We start from the raw sequence: 14,148 nt of genomic DNA on the forward strand, positions 1-14,148 counted from the left end.
TGGCAGGGTGTAGCACCGGTTACGACTTATCCGATTCCTCGTGGGATTCATGCGCCAAATGGCCATCCCACTCTTCGGTTGGGATTTTCGGCTCGGGCGGGTCGGCCATGTACGAAGGTGTCATGATCTGCACGTTATTCTCATTGAACACGGCCACAATGTTGCGATGCAGGTCCGAGCGGATTTTCGGGATGATACTGCCCCGCGTGGTATAACCGTTGATCTGATAGTTTATCGCGTAATCGGCCAATGCGGTCCATAAAACAAAGGGTTCGGGTTTTGCCTTGATCCCCTTGGTGCGATGGGCGGCTTCTATCAGCATTGCCTCAACTTTCTCGGGTGGCTCTTCGTACCCGATGCCTACGGTCGTGTGCAGCAGCAACCCGCTACCGTCGGTTCTCTTCGAGAAATTCACCACGTCCGAATTCATCAATTGGGCGTTCGGGATCGAGATCAGTTCATTCTTGATGGACTTCAGATGCGTCTCCATCAACTTGATCTGTACCACATCGCCGATATGGTCCCCGATCTGGATCCGATCCCCGATAGAGGTCGAGCGGCGATAGATCACGAAGAGCCCCGCCAGCATGTTCGAGACGACCGAGTTTGCGCCCAGCGACAGCATGGCACCAACCAGAATCGTCAGCCCCTGAAACGCCGCCGAGTCTGACCCGGGGATGTAAGGGACAGCAAAGACCAGAGCGATCAGGATAACGACGACGCGGGCGATGTTGAAGGTCGGGTTCACCCAGTGGCTTTCAAAATCGCCCATGTCAAAGGTTCCCGCCTCGACGGCGTCAAAGAACACACGCATGCCCCGGATAATATACAGCGTTATCCATGCGATCAGTATCAACATGATCAGGTTTGGGATGTAGCTGAGGATGCCTTTGAAGATTAGCAGGACCGGTTCGGTCAAGTAGGTCAGCAGGAGTTGCGCGAAATAGCGCGTCTCGGCAAAGGCAAGCAGAACGAAGGAAAGGTAGTAGTAGAAGCCGAGGAAAAAGATCACCAGCAGGACAAAATTCAGAGCATACCGGATCAACGCGGCGATGGCCTCGGCCTGAACGCTTTTTGCGGTCGCGGTTTCGACATCCTTGAGGTAACGCTTGACCAGTTTCAGCGTACGGCGGCGAATGCGCCGGTGCAGCCACAGGATAACGACGACAAAAAGCGCGAATCCAGCTGTCCATGCCAAGGCTTCGATGGCACCCGAAACACGCGCCTGTTCGGTGCGGTTTGCGCGATAGCTTTCAATGGATTGTTTAATAGCGTCGCCGTGCAACAAACTGAGAACGTTCAAGTCCATCTGCTCAAGCTCGGAATCGGCATCGGTCACGATCGAAACTTGAACACCATCAGCAAAGATTCGAATGCCGAACTCTGAGTCCTCGAAGGTTATAGAGACCTGCTCGGCGTCTGAGGCCTCGGCGATTTCGATGATCTTGTTCTGTACACTCGCGGCACGTTCCGGAGCGGGCAGCGCGCTGGAGCCGCGCAGGTGAAACAAGGTGTCGCCGTCAACGATAACCGGGGCCTGAAAAATCTCTGATTCAGTGTCTTCTATCGCAGGCTCTTCGCTAGTGGCGTTCTGTGCCCATACGGGCGACGCCAGAAGACCTATACAGGTTGTCACGAGCATCAGGCGAACAAACGCGCCAAGGGTCTGGATTGATTGAATCATTAGGCCTCCTGCCACAGGACTATATCTGACTGGAAGGGTCTGCCTAGAACATATCTGCAACGTCCGGCAGCAAACCTTTGAACCCGATGGTCGAAATGGGGCCAGGTTTGCTTGCAAACCCATGTTTCAAAGCATAGGTTCCCGCAAACTTTGCAGAGAGCTCTCTGCATCATCAGAACAAAGGAATATCCCATGGAAGGTGGCGCAATCGCCCAGTTTCTCCCGCTGATCCTGATCTTCGCGATTATGTATTTTCTGCTGATCCGTCCGCAGCAGAAAAAGATGAAGGAACATCAGGCCATGGTCGAAGCCGTGCGCCGGGGCGATCAGGTTGTCACCCAAGGCGGGCTGATCGGCAAGGTGTCGAAAGTCAAGGAAGGCGACAACGAGATCGAAGTCGAGATCGCCGAGGGCGTTAAGGTTCGCGTGGTCAAATCGACCATCGCTCAGGTTCTGAACAAGACCGAACCTGCGAAGTAACTTCGCGCGACAATTCCTTGAAAAGGCAGGGTAATGCTGCAAATTGATTCCTGGAAGCGGGTTCTGATCTGGTCGGTCTGTGTGATCGGTCTGTTCCTTGCCCTGCCGAATGCGTTTTATACGCGCGTAGAACAATCTAACGATGCCAAGGCTGCGATTGAGCTGGGCATTGATACACCTGAAATGCAGGCCGAGGCCGCGCAATGGCCGAACTGGCTGCCGTCGTCTCTGGTCAATCTCGGGCTCGACTTGCGCGGCGGCGCGCATTTGCTTGCCGAGGTCAAGGTTGATGATGTCTACGAATCCCGGATGGAGGCGATGTGGCCCGAAATCCGCGACGCGCTGCGTGATGAACGCGCGACGGTCGGCACGATCCGTCGTCAGGATTCGGCGCCTGACGAGATTCGCGTGCGCATCAGCCAACCCGAGGGCATGTCCCGCGCATTAGAGGTTGTGCGCGGTCTGGCCCGACAGGTGCAGACGCTGACCGGGGCAGGGGCAACAGATATAGAGGCCCGCGCTGAGGGGGACACTATCGTTGTCCAACTGTCCGAGGCCGAAAAGCTTGCTTCGGATGATCGTACTGTGCGCCAGTCCCTTGAGATCATCCGCCGTCGGATCGACGAGGTTGGCACACGCGAACCAACGATCCAGCGTCAGGGCGCTGATCGTATCCTGATTCAGGTGCCCGGCATCGGCAGCGCTGGGGAGCTCAAAGAGATTATCGGCACGACGGCACAGTTGACGTTCAATCCTGTCGTTGGACGCGGGACTGACCCGGATGCCGTTCCGGGAGTTGGCGAGAAGCTTGTGCCATCGATCGATGAAGATGGTGTGTATTACACTCTGGACGCCGCACCCGTCGTGACCGGTGAAGAATTGGTCGACGCGCAGCCATCCTTCGACCAGAACGGCCGCCCTGCGGTCAGCTTTCGGTTCAACACCTCTGGAGCGCGCAAATTCGGCGATTACACGCTGGAAAACATTGGCGCACCCTTTGCTATCGTCCTGGATGACGAGGTGATCTCGGCCCCTGTAATCCAAAGCCATATCCCAGGTGGTTCGGGCATCATCACTGGCAATTTCACGGTTGAGGAAAGCACCAATTTGGCCGTCCTTCTTCGCGCAGGTGCCTTGCCTGCAGGTCTGGATTTCCTGGAAGAGCGCACCATCGGCCCTGAGCTGGGTCAGGACAGTATCGACGCAGGTAAGGTCGCGACAATCGTGGCTTTTGTCGCCGTGTTGGTATTTATGGCTCTCAGCTACGGCCTGTTCGGCATCTTCGCCAATGTTGCGCTGATCCTGAACGTGGGGCTTTTGTTTGGCCTGCTCTCACTGATCGGCGCCACGCTGACCTTGCCCGGGATCGCGGGTATCGTGCTGACCGTCGGCATGGCAGTTGACGCCAACGTGCTGATCTTCGAGCGTATCCGCGAAGAGCTGAAATCTGCCAAAGGTCCGGCGCGTGCCATCGAGCTGGGATACGAAAAAGCGCTTTCGGCCATTCTGGACGCAAACGTGACCACATTCATTACCGCAACCATCCTGTTTGCCATGGGCAGTGGTCCCGTGCGCGGCTTCTCCATTACGCTTGGTCTGGGTATTCTGACCTCGGTCTTCACCGCGATCTTTGTGACGCGTCTGATGATCGTGATGTGGTTCGAACGCCGCCGTCCGAAAACGATCGAGGTTTGACATGAGACTGAAACTCGTACCCCAAAACACCTCGTTCGATTTCTTTAGCCGTTGGAAGGTCTGGCTGGGCATCTCGGGTTTGATGATGGTGATCGCATTCACGTCATTCCTGCTGCAAGGGCTGAACTTCGGCATCGACTTTCGCGGCGGCACCACGATTCGGACCCAAAGCGCGCAAGAGATCGACGTCGGCGCCTATCGCGACGCCATCGCGCCGCTAGAGCTTGGCGATGTGACTATCACCGAGATTTTTGATCCCACCTTTGGCGAGGATGAAAACGTCGCGATGATCCGCATTCAGGCACAGGACGGGGCCGAAGCTGTGGCGGCCGCAACCGTCACAGCCGTCGAAGAAGCGCTGACCGTTGCCGCGCCGGATATCCAGTTCGTCTCGGTAGAATCGGTTGGCCCCAAGGTTTCGGGTGAGTTGATCCAGACCGCGGTCATTGCGGTCGCCTTGGCGATTGGCGCAGTGCTTGTCTATATCTGGCTCAGGTTCGAATGGCAGTTCGCACTCGGGGCGGTCGCCGCGTTGGTGCATGACGTGATCCTGACAATCGGCATCTTCTCGGAACTACAAATCCGTTTTGACCTGGCGATCATCGCCGCTCTACTGACTATCGTCGGCTATTCGCTGAACGACACCGTGGTCGTCTTCGACCGGGTTCGCGAAAACCTGCGGAAGTACAAGAAGAAAGACCTCAAAGAGGTGCTGAACATCTCGATCAACGAAACGCTCAGCCGGACGGTGATGACCTCTGTGACCACGCTGCTGGCGCTGATCTCGCTCTATGTACTGGGCGGAGACGTGATCCGAGGCTTTGTCTTCGCGATGATCTGGGGCGTGATCGTCGGGACCTATTCATCGGTCTTCGTGGCCTCGACCATCCTGCTGTGGCTGGGGGTCAAGCGCGACTGGTCGAAGCCGTCGAATACGGCGGGCAACCAGTTTGCCAACATTGATGCCTGAGTATTTCGGCCAGACCCCAACCGGTCTGGCCTTTATTATTTTCGCCGCCTTTGTTGGGGGCATCGTGCGCGGGTTCTCCGGCTTTGGGACGGCCCTGATCTTCCTGCCCATCTCCAGCCCGTATCTTGGCCCCTTCGGTGCCATCATCGCGCTGACGGTCATGGACATATTTGGCCCGATCCCGAACCTGCGCCGCGCAGGGACGGTTGTTGACAAGGCAGATCTGATGCGCCTTTTGGTCGGGTGCGCGCTACTTCTACCGGTTGGCTTATGGCTGCTAACCCGGACCGATCCCGAAGTGTTTCGCTATATCGTCAGCCTGATTTCATTGTCGATGCTGGCCGTTCTGGTTTTTGGTCTGCGCTACCGGGGAGCGGTATCGCGTGGCATGGTTTCTGCGATCGGCGGGGCTGCAGGGCTACTGGGCGGGGTAGCCGGGATACCGGGGCCTGCTGTCATCCTGTTTTATATGTCACGGCCCTTACCGGTTGAGATCATCCGCGCGACGATCCTACTGTTCCTGTTTGCTTTCGATTTGCTGATCCTTGGATATCTCGGTGGGATGGGGCGTCTTTCGATCGCGAGCATCGGATTGGGCCTTGCTTTGGCAGTTCCCAACCTTGCGGGCAACTGGCTGGGAGGCTGGATGTTCCGACCCGAGTACGAGAACCTCTACCGCGCCGCAGCCTATCTGGTGATTGCAACAGCGGCCTTGTCCGGCCTGCCGCTTTGGGGCTAGAACCCTGCACATGCGCCTGAACGAGATCACATATACAAACGCTCAGCCGGTTGATGGCTATGGCCCCGGGTTCTTTCGGATAGGCGGGGAAGTTCATGATGGGGCAGTCCTGACCGGCCCCACCGGTACATCGGCTTGGGCGGGTTACTCCGACGACCAGACCCTGCTGGCCTTGTCCGAACATGTCGATGTTCTGTTCATCGGTACGGGCAAAGAACTGACCCACATCCCAGCCGACTTGCGCACCACATTGGAAGAGGCAGGTCTGGGTGTCGAAATCATGAACTCTCCGGCGGCCTGCCGCACCTACAACGTGCTGCTTTCCGAAGGCCGCCGCATTGCGCTTGCGCTGATCCCGGTCTGAGGATCTGTTCTTCCACTGGCTAAAAATATCCCGGGGAGTGTGAGGGGCTGGCCCCTCACTGCGATCCGACCAGCCGCTCTGCGGCAATTCCGACCTTTTGCCCACACGCACAATCCGCTAAGCGGGCTTCATGACTTTAAAGGTAACCGATCTGGCCATCGCACGCGGCGGAGTTCCCGTGCTCGAAGGGCTGAGCTTCTCGCTCGAGGCAGGAAGGGCGCTGATTCTGCGTGGACCGAATGGAATCGGAAAGACAACATTACTGCGTACGCTTGCGGGCCTGCAACCGCCGCTGGCAGGGCAAATCGACGGGGCAGAAGACCAGATCGCATACGCGTCCCATTCCGACGGGTTAAAACCGACCCTGACCGTTGTCGAAAACCTCAACTTCTGGGCGTCGGTCTTTGGCACCCGTGATATCCAGCAGGCCCTTGATGCGTTTGAACTGAACGAGTTGGCTGACCGCCATGCGGGCAACCTTTCGGCGGGGCAGAAACGGCGTCTGGGATTGGCGCGTATGTTGGTTACTGGCCGCCCGATCTGGATGCTGGACGAGCCGACGGTCTCGCTGGATCGTCACGCCGTGCAGATGTTTGCGGATGCGGTGCGCGCGCATCTGGGGCAGGGTGGTTCGGCCCTGATTGCGACCCATATTGATCTTGGATTGGACGGAGAGGTTCTGGACGTTGGCCCCAACAAGGCCAAGCCCAAGCCCATCGACGATTTCGACGGAGGTTTCTTGTGATCGCCTTATTGCTGCGTGATCTGAAATTGGCCTTCCGTGCGGGGGGTGGCTTTGGTCTCGGTCTTGCTTTCTTCCTGATCGTCACCGTTCTGGTGCCATTCTCGGTTGGCCCGCAATCTTCGCTGCTTTCGACCATCGCACCGGGTGTTCTTTGGCTGGGCGCGCTTTTGGCGTGTCTGCTGTCACTTGATCGCCTTCTGGCGCTGGATTGGGAAGACGGCTCGCTTGATCTGCTCGCGACCGCGCCGCTTCCGTTGGAATCGGTTGTTACCGTCAAAGCGCTAGCCCATTGGCTAACCACCGGATTGCCGCTGGTTCTGGCCGCGCCGTTCCTAGGCGTGTTGCTAAACCTGCCTGTACCCGGGTTTTCGTGGCTAGTGATCTCACTGCTCCTCGGTACTCCGGCGATGAGCGTTATCGGCACCTTTGGCGCGGCCCTTACTGTTGGTCTAAAACGGGGCGGTCTGCTACTGTCGCTTCTGGTTTTGCCGCTCTACGTACCGACTTTGATTTTCGGAGCCGAGGTCGCCCGACGCGGTGCGACAGGCATGGAGACGCAAACGCCCCTGCTAATGCTGGCAGGGATTACCGCCGCAACGATCGCACTTTTACCCTTTGCCAGCGCAGCGGTACTGCGCATCAATCTTAGGTGATGGCCACAAAGCTTGACTGAGGTCAATTGAGAACCACGCCGACTCGGACTAGATAGAGCCCATGACAATCGCAGCCAAAGCCAATGCCCTTTGGGAATACGCCAACCCGCGTAAGTTCCTCGCGACCAGCGAACGGGTCCTTCCGTTCTTCTGGATCAGCTCAGGTCTTTGTCTGGTCGTCGGATTGATCTGGGGCTTTTTCTTCACCCCGGATGACTACAAGCAAGGCTCGACCGTAAAGATCATCTACCTGCATGTACCTGCCGCGTTGATGGCGATCAATTGCTGGCTGATGATGCTGGCAACTTCGCTGGTCTGGTTGGTGCGTCGCCACCATGTCAGTGCGCTGGCTGCCCGCGCCGCTGCGCCCATTGGCATCGTGATGACGCTGATCGCATTGGCCACCGGAGCGATCTGGGGGCAGCCTATGTGGGGGACATGGTGGGCCTGGGACCCGCGCCTGACATCGTTCCTGATCCTGTTCCTGTTCTATCTAGGTTATGTCGCGCTTTGGGAAGCGATAGAAGATCCGGATACAGCGGCGGACCTGACCTCGGTCCTTTGCCTCGTGGGCTCGGTCTTTGCGTTCCTCAGCCGGTATGCCGTGAATTTCTGGAATCAGGGGCTGCATCAGGGGGCTTCGGTGATGCGCGCCGGGGCGATCACAGGCACGGATACTGAGGAGAAGGTAAGCAATATCTACTTCTATCCACTGTTGCTTTGCATCATCGGCTTTGTACTGCTGTTCATTGCGCTGGTCTTCTATCGTACGGGCACAGAAATTCGCGCCCGCCGGACCAAGGCGCTTATGGCGCGTGAAAGGGTGAGCGGATGATCCCTGATCTTGGAAAATATGCCGATACCGTCTTGTGGTCCTACGTCGTATCAATCGGACTTCTGATCGCATTGGTGGGTTTCAGCGTGATCCGGGGCCGTAAGGTACGGGCCGAGATGGAGAAGGTTGAACAAAGGATGTCACGCAATGGCTAAGATTTCGCCCCTGATGATCGCGCCTCCGCTGATTTTCGGCGCCTTCGCTGTACTCGCGGGCATCGGCATGTTCCGCGACGATCCTAACGCCTTGCCCTCGGCGCGCGAGGGTCAGCCAGCGCCGCCGGTTGTACTGACCGAGTTCTCGGGCAAACCGGGCTTCGATGATGCCACACTGCGTGATGGCGAGGTCAAGCTGGTCAACTACTGGGCCAGTTGGTGTGCACCATGCCGCGTCGAACACCCCAATCTGCAGGCTCTGTCTGACGAGGGTATCCCGGTCTATGGTATCAACTACAAAGATCAACTGGACAACGCCGAAGGATTTCTTGCCGAACTGGGCGATCCCTATGCCGGTATCGGTCGGGATGAACAGGGCCGCATGGGGCTGGACTGGGGCGTCTACGGTGTGCCCGAAACCTATGTGATCGACGGTGAGGGCACGATCATCCTGCGCTGGGCTGGTCCGGTCACTCAGCGGGTGATCGAAAGCACGATCCGCCCAGCACTTGAGAAAGCCGCAGGTGGCTCATAAGCGATAGCCACCGGTGACGCCCAGAACCTCACCAGTGATGAAGGATGCGGCATCGGACGCCAGAAACCTGACGACTTTGGCGATATCCTCGGGCTTTCCCGCGCGACCTAAAGCGGTTTCTTTGACAAACAGCGCGGTCAACTCCTCGGACCGGGGCGCTTCGGGGATGTTGATCGCACCCGGCGCGACTGCATTAACGCGTATCCCCTTTGGCCCAAGCTCCTTAGCCATGGCGTGGGTCCATAGATTCAGGGCGGCCTTGCTTGCCCCATAGGTCACCGCATCCCGAGGCGGCAAGACCGCGTTCATGGATGAGATACTGACGATTGAGGCGTCGCGTTTCAGATGTGGTAGCGCAGCAGCCAACAATGCGGCGGGGGCCAGCAGGTTCAAATCCAGAATGGCGCGGTGGTCCTCGGCTCGAAATTCCTCTTTGGGGGTAGATTTCACAAGGCCGGCATTGTTGACGATCACATCCAGCCGTCCAAACCTCTCGATCACCTGCGAAATCACGCTAGCCGGCTGGTCGGGCGCAGATAGATCAGAGCGTATGGCCAGAACATCCCCACCCAGTAGCTCGGGCGTGGGTTTACTCGACAACCAAGTAAACGCGACGCGGTGATCACGGCTGAGGTCTTCGACGATTGCACGCCCAATTCCGCGTACACCGCCGGTTATCAATGCGACTTTGTCCATAATCGTAGGAAATCGGTAAAATGGCCGGGATTCAAGCCGTTACTTACGGACCAAAATCCAGATCATCGCGCCGATGAATGCAAAGGTGGTCAGATTCATAAGCGTATCCGTCAGATCACCGATCAGCATGGCTCAGCCCCTCTTCTCGTAGCCCTCGGAACAGGCAGACCATCAGCAGAACCGAGATGAACACAAAGGGCAGCGCCCCGAGTGAGATCAGGACTTTGACCGATTCCACCGAGCCCGACAGGATCATCGCGACACTCAACAAGCCCAGCAATGCACCCCAGATCAGCCGCACGCGCGGGGGCGGGTTTTCATCCCCCTGGGACGAGAATGTACCCAGCACAAAGGCCGCGCTTACAACGCTGGTTACGATGAACAGAAACGCCGCTGCTACGGTTGCAAGTATTGTGATCTGCGATAAGGGCAAACGGTCGAGCAGGGCGAAGGTCACACGCTCGATGTTTGTTTGCGTATAGGCCAGCAGTTCTCCGGCACCGTTGAGCGCCTCGAACAGACCGATGCCGCCGAAGGCACCGAACCAAAGGATCGAGAACAGCGTTGGCGCAAAGAGTACTCCGATCACGAATTCCCGGATCGTGCGACCGCGAGAGATACGCGCGACGAACACACCAACAAAAGGTCCCCAGGCGATCCACCAGACCATATAGGTGAGGGTCCAGTCGCTGAACCATTTGGTGACGTCATCGCCGAAGAAGGTGAAGGTCTGAAAGCCCCGAGGGATGACATTGGTGACGTAATCGCCGAACCCTTGAACCACGGTATTCAATAGATACTCGGTGGGGCCGAGGACCACTGTATAGGCCACAAGGCAGATCGCGATCAGCATTGCCGCATTTGACAAGCGCGCCATGCCTTGGCCAAGGTCGATCAACAGAGCAGGGATGTAGGCTGCGACCATCGCCAGGAAAACAACGCTGATCAAAAGGGCACCAACCGTTTCCCGGCCACCCAGAACCGCAATCCCGTCCGCAACCTGGAACACGCCCATGGCCATTGAACCGCCAACACCGATTGAGATTGCAACAATGGCCATGAAATCCGACAGCCACCCGACCCGCTCGGCCCAGCGTTCTCCTGGGAACAGGCTTTTGATCGGTGCACTGACCATCATGCCTGTCCCGCGCCGAAAGCTGAAATAAGCAATGGTCAGCGCGGTCGAACCGTAAATCGCCCATGCGTGCAGGCCCCAATGGAAGTTTGTTGCCAGCATGGCCTGCTGCGCGGCGACATAATCGGGTGCCATGCCCGAGATGAAGTTGAAATGGGTCAGGGGCTCGGCGACCGCCCAGAACAGCAGTCCAACGCCCATTCCTGCGGAGAACAGCATTGAGATCCAGGTGGCGGTCGAGAACTCGGGCTCTTCATCATCCCGGCCCAGACGGATTTTGCCATATGGCGAAAAGGCCAGAACCAAACACCCGATCAACATGCCTGAGGCCGCGAGCATCACGAACCAACCGCGACTGTGGAAGGTTTGTTGCACGATGCTATTGGCCCAAGTCACCAAGCTTTCGATATCGACGACGCCCCAGATCCCGATCACGGCGATGACGCTAAGCGAGCAAACCAATAGGGCGTTGGGCTTTTTCATGGTGATGAAATTCCGAAGACTGTCTTGCTCAACAGTTTCAGATTTTTGAATAAATGGCCAGAAAACAAAACCCCCGGCGCAGGGCCGGGGGCTGAGGTTGGATATCAACCTGCTGATTTATGACGCTTTTGCGAGATTGCGCAGCACGTATTGCAGCACACCGCCGTTTTCGATGTATTCGATCTCGGGCGCGGTATCGATGCGGCACTTCAGGGTGATCGTCTTTTCGGTACCATCTCCGTAAATGATGGTGCAGGGCACTTCCTGCAAGGGCTCAACTGAATCCAACCCGTGGATCGATACGGTCTCATCACCTTTCAGACCCAGTGTCTTGCGGGTATCACCATCGGTGAATTCGAACGGTATGACGCCCATGCCCACCAAGTTTGAACGGTGGATGCGCTCAAAGCTTTCGGCGATCACTGCCTTGACGCCAAGCAGAGCTGTGCCCTTGGCCGCCCAGTCGCGTGACGAACCTGCACCGTACTGTTCGCCGCCAAAGACGACCAGCGGGGTGCCTTGCTCCTGATAGGCCATCGATGCTTCGTAGACCGAGGTTTGTTCACCATCCGGGCCTTTTGTATAACCGCCTTCGACGCCATCCAGCATCTCGTTCTTGACGCGGATATTGGCGAAGGTGCCGCGCATCATGATCTCGTGGTTGCCACGGCGTGAGCCATACGAGTTGAATTCGCGCGGCTGAACCTGACGATCGGTCAGATACTTCCCGGCAGGTGTCGTTGTCGCAAACGAACCGGCGGGCGAGATATGGTCGGTGGTGATCATGTCACCCAGGATCAGCAGAACCTTTGCACCATCGATATTCGAGATTGTGCCCGGCTCAGGCCCCATGCCTTGGAAATAGGGAGGGTTTTGAATGTAGGTTGACGTCGGTGGCCAATCATAGGTTTCCTGTTGTGGAACCTCGACCTCCTGCCATTTCTCGTCGCCTTTGAAGACATCGGCATATTTCGACTGGAACGCCTCGCGGGTCACGGTTGCCTCAACCAATTCGGCGATTTCGCTTTGGGTCGGCCAGATGTCTTTCATGTAGACATCGTTGCCGGCCTGATCCTGTCCAATCGGTTCCGAGGTCAGGTCGATGTCCAACGTACCAGCCAAAGCATAAACCACCACCAGCGGCGGTGAAGCCAGATAGTTGGCGCGCACGTCGGGCGAGATGCGGCCTTCAAAGTTGCGGTTGCCTGACAGCACCGAAGTGGCAACAAGATCGCCTTCGGCAATCGCTTCGCTGATTTCCCTTTGGATCGGACCCGAGTTGCCAATACAGGTGGTGCAGCCATAGCCAACTAGGTTGAAGCCGATCTTGTCCAGATCTTCCTGCAGACCCGCAGCCTCCAAGTAGGCGGACACAACCTGCGAGCCGGGCGCCAATGAGGTCTTTACCCACGGTTTGCGATCCAATCCCAGCGCGGCGGCTTTACGTGCAACGAGGCCCGCGCCGATCATCACATACGGGTTCGACGTGTTGGTGCAGGAGGTGATCGAAGCGATCACGACTTTGCCCGATTCCATGCCGTAGTTTTCGCCTTTGACCTCTATTTGTTTGCCCATCGGGCGTTTGAAGGTCTCGGCCATTTCCTTGGTGAATGCGGCCTTGGCGTCGGTTAGTGCGACATAATCCTGCGGCCGTTTCGGGCCCGAGATCGCAGGAACAATTGTGCCCATATCCAGCGACAGAGTGTCGGTGTAGATCGGCGCGTAATCGGCATCGCGCCAGAAGCCGTTTTCCTTGGCGTAGGCCTCGACCAATGCGATGCGGTCTTCGTCGCGTCCAGTATTGCGCATATAGCGCAAGGTCTCGCCGTCAATCGGGAAGAAACCACAGGTCGCGCCGTATTCGGGGGCCATGTTGGCAATGGTTGCGCGATCGGCCAAGGGCAAGCGGTCCAGACCTTCTCCGTAGAATTCGACGAATTTACCAACCACGCCTTTCTCGCGCAGCATCTCGACGACTTTCAGGACAAGGTCGGTTCCCGTTGTGCCTTCGACCATCGAACCGGTCAGTTCAAAGCCCACAACCTCGGGGATCAGCATCGAGATCGGTTGACCCAGCATCGCTGCCTCGGCCTCGATCCCGCCAACGCCCCAACCCAGAACGGCCATGCCGTTGACCATGGTGGTGTGGCTATCAGTACCAACAAGTGTATCGGGATAAGCGACTTCGGTGCCGCTCTGATCGGTGTCTGTCCAGACGGTCTGCGCCAGGTATTCCAGGTTTACTTGGTGGCAGATTCCGGTGCCGGGAGGCACGACGCGGAAATTGTTGAACGCGTTCTGACCCCATTTCAGGAACTGATAGCGTTCCATGTTGCGCTCATATTCGCGGTCCACGTTCATCTGAAACGCGCGTGGGTTGCCGAACTCATCAATCATGACCGAGTGGTCGATGACCAGATCGACCGGGTTCAGCGGGTTAATCTTTTGCGCGTCCCCACCAAGGCCCTTGATGCCGTCGCGCATCGCTGCCAGATCCACCACGGCCGGAACTCCGGTAAAGTCTTGCATCAGTACCCGGGCAGGGCGATAGGCAATCTCACGTGGGTTCTTGCCACCGTTGGCACCCCATTCGGCAAAGGCTTTGATGTCATCGACGGAAACCGAGAACCCGTCATCTTCGAACCGCAGCATGTTTTCCAGAACCACTTTCAGCGCGGCAGGCAGATTCGAAAAATCGCCTAAGCCTGCTTCTTGCGCGGCTGGAATCGAATAATAGGAAATGGATTTGCCATTCACGTTCAGGCTGCGGCGTGTCTTGGCGGTGTCCTGTCCGACCTTGATGGGCATCTGTGGCCTCCCTCTCAAATGACTTGGAATACGGGCTTCGCTAAGGGTTATCTGCATTACCACACCAGTTGTTTCAAGGTGCAACGGGCAGTTTGGGTGGTTTTTTGTATACCATTGCACACATTTTGTCGAAAGCTTGTGTCTGAGGTCTCAAGAAACCTTGATTGGCAG

14 protein-coding genes are annotated in these 14,148 nt (G+C 57.2%); 10 read left to right on the forward strand and 4 right to left on the reverse strand.

All coding sequences use genetic code 11. From position 1 onward, the window contains the following. Positions 1-19: 19 nt before the first annotated feature. Complete coding sequence (locus ACR0DE_RS09125; RefSeq protein WP_170396382.1) at positions 20-1,684, reverse strand: mechanosensitive ion channel domain-containing protein; 1,665 nt, start codon at positions 1,682-1,684, stop codon at positions 20-22. Positions 1,685-1,876: 192 nt separating this feature from the next. Here ACR0DE_RS09125 and yajC point away from each other — a divergent pair, with 192 nt between their 5' ends. The 10 genes from yajC to ACR0DE_RS09175 all read left to right on the forward strand — a co-directional run bounded on the left by yajC (position 1,877) and on the right by ACR0DE_RS09175 (position 8,855). Further along, positions 1,877-2,164: a preprotein translocase subunit YajC gene (yajC, locus tag ACR0DE_RS09130; RefSeq protein WP_155151194.1), complete on the forward strand. Its 288-nt coding sequence runs from the start codon at positions 1,877-1,879 to the stop codon at positions 2,162-2,164. A gap of 33 nt (positions 2,165-2,197) precedes the next feature. After that, a complete protein-coding gene (gene secD / locus ACR0DE_RS09135) occupies positions 2,198-3,859 on the forward strand; it encodes a protein translocase subunit SecD (RefSeq protein ID WP_480752776.1) in 1,662 nt (553 codons plus the stop codon). Between the two features lies 1 nt (position 3,860). Beyond that, on the forward strand, positions 3,861-4,829 hold the full coding sequence (gene secF / locus ACR0DE_RS09140; protein WP_170396385.1) for a protein translocase subunit SecF: 969 nt from the start codon (positions 3,861-3,863) through the stop codon (positions 4,827-4,829). Further along, positions 4,810-5,568 (forward strand): TSUP family transporter, encoded by a 759-nt coding sequence (locus tag ACR0DE_RS09145; RefSeq protein ID WP_480752779.1) that lies wholly within the window; start codon positions 4,810-4,812, stop codon positions 5,566-5,568. Before secF ends, ACR0DE_RS09145 begins: the two co-directional genes overlap by 20 nt. A 10-nt stretch (positions 5,569-5,578) precedes the next feature. Then, positions 5,579-5,932: an Mth938-like domain-containing protein gene (locus tag ACR0DE_RS09150; RefSeq protein WP_480752781.1), complete on the forward strand. Its 354-nt coding sequence runs from the start codon at positions 5,579-5,581 to the stop codon at positions 5,930-5,932. Between the two features lie 130 nt (positions 5,933-6,062). After that, positions 6,063-6,677, forward strand: coding sequence for a heme ABC exporter ATP-binding protein CcmA (ccmA, locus tag ACR0DE_RS09155; RefSeq protein WP_480752783.1), 615 nt, complete (start codon positions 6,063-6,065; stop codon positions 6,675-6,677). Next, on the forward strand, positions 6,674-7,330 hold the full coding sequence (gene ccmB / locus ACR0DE_RS09160; RefSeq protein WP_480752785.1) for a heme exporter protein CcmB: 657 nt from the start codon (positions 6,674-6,676) through the stop codon (positions 7,328-7,330). The genes ccmA and ccmB overlap by 4 nt, the downstream gene beginning before the upstream one ends. 61 nt (positions 7,331-7,391) lie before the next feature. Then, on the forward strand, positions 7,392-8,165 hold the full coding sequence (locus ACR0DE_RS09165; RefSeq protein ID WP_170396395.1) for a heme ABC transporter permease: 774 nt from the start codon (positions 7,392-7,394) through the stop codon (positions 8,163-8,165). Then, on the forward strand, positions 8,162-8,320 hold the full coding sequence (gene ccmD / locus ACR0DE_RS09170) for a heme exporter protein CcmD (RefSeq protein ID WP_010442050.1): 159 nt from the start codon (positions 8,162-8,164) through the stop codon (positions 8,318-8,320). Before ACR0DE_RS09165 ends, ccmD begins: the two co-directional genes overlap by 4 nt. Continuing rightward, complete coding sequence (locus ACR0DE_RS09175) at positions 8,313-8,855, forward strand: DsbE family thiol:disulfide interchange protein (protein WP_480752787.1); 543 nt, start codon at positions 8,313-8,315, stop codon at positions 8,853-8,855. Before ccmD ends, ACR0DE_RS09175 begins: the two co-directional genes overlap by 8 nt. On the opposite strand, the gene ACR0DE_RS09180 is transcribed toward ACR0DE_RS09175, so the two are convergent. The 3 genes from ACR0DE_RS09180 to acnA form a co-directional block, all read right to left on the reverse strand. Continuing rightward, entirely contained in the window at positions 8,850-9,551 is a 702-nt protein-coding gene (locus tag ACR0DE_RS09180; RefSeq protein WP_480752789.1) for an SDR family NAD(P)-dependent oxidoreductase, read from the reverse strand. The two genes, ACR0DE_RS09175 and ACR0DE_RS09180, sit on opposite strands and share 6 nt — an antisense overlap. Positions 9,552-9,666: 115 nt before the next feature. Beyond that, positions 9,667-11,169, reverse strand: a complete 1,503-nt coding sequence (locus tag ACR0DE_RS09185) for a BCCT family transporter (RefSeq protein ID WP_170511957.1) — start codon at positions 11,167-11,169, stop codon at positions 9,667-9,669. Between the two features lie 117 nt (positions 11,170-11,286). After that, positions 11,287-13,977, reverse strand: a complete 2,691-nt coding sequence (acnA, locus tag ACR0DE_RS09190; protein ID WP_170817935.1) for an aconitate hydratase AcnA — start codon at positions 13,975-13,977, stop codon at positions 11,287-11,289. Positions 13,978-14,148: the final 171 nt, after the last annotated feature.

This window comes from Ruegeria sp. C10 (genome assembly GCF_056537805.1).

Coding starts and splice junctions, on each gene's coding strand:
- ACR0DE_RS09150 (WP_480752781.1), top strand. CDS start 5,579: ATGCGCCTGAACGAGATCACATATACAAACGCTCAGCCGGTTGATGGC.
- ccmA (WP_480752783.1), top strand. CDS start 6,063: ATGACTTTAAAGGTAACCGATCTGGCCATCGCACGCGGCGGAGTTCCC.
- ccmD (WP_010442050.1), top strand. CDS start 8,162: ATGATCCCTGATCTTGGAAAATATGCCGATACCGTCTTGTGGTCCTAC.
- secF (WP_170396385.1), top strand. CDS start 3,861: ATGAGACTGAAACTCGTACCCCAAAACACCTCGTTCGATTTCTTTAGC.
- ACR0DE_RS09165 (WP_170396395.1), top strand. CDS start 7,392: ATGACAATCGCAGCCAAAGCCAATGCCCTTTGGGAATACGCCAACCCG.
- ACR0DE_RS09175 (WP_480752787.1), top strand. CDS start 8,313: ATGGCTAAGATTTCGCCCCTGATGATCGCGCCTCCGCTGATTTTCGGC.
- yajC (WP_155151194.1), top strand. CDS start 1,877: ATGGAAGGTGGCGCAATCGCCCAGTTTCTCCCGCTGATCCTGATCTTC.
- ACR0DE_RS09125 (WP_170396382.1), bottom strand. CDS start 1,684: ATGATTCAATCAATCCAGACCCTTGGCGCGTTTGTTCGCCTGATGCTC.
- secD (WP_480752776.1), top strand. CDS start 2,198: ATGCTGCAAATTGATTCCTGGAAGCGGGTTCTGATCTGGTCGGTCTGT.
- ACR0DE_RS09185 (WP_170511957.1), bottom strand. CDS start 11,169: ATGAAAAAGCCCAACGCCCTATTGGTTTGCTCGCTTAGCGTCATCGCC.
- acnA (WP_170817935.1), bottom strand. CDS start 13,977: ATGCCCATCAAGGTCGGACAGGACACCGCCAAGACACGCCGCAGCCTG.
- ACR0DE_RS09180 (WP_480752789.1), bottom strand. CDS start 9,551: ATGGACAAAGTCGCATTGATAACCGGCGGTGTACGCGGAATTGGGCGT.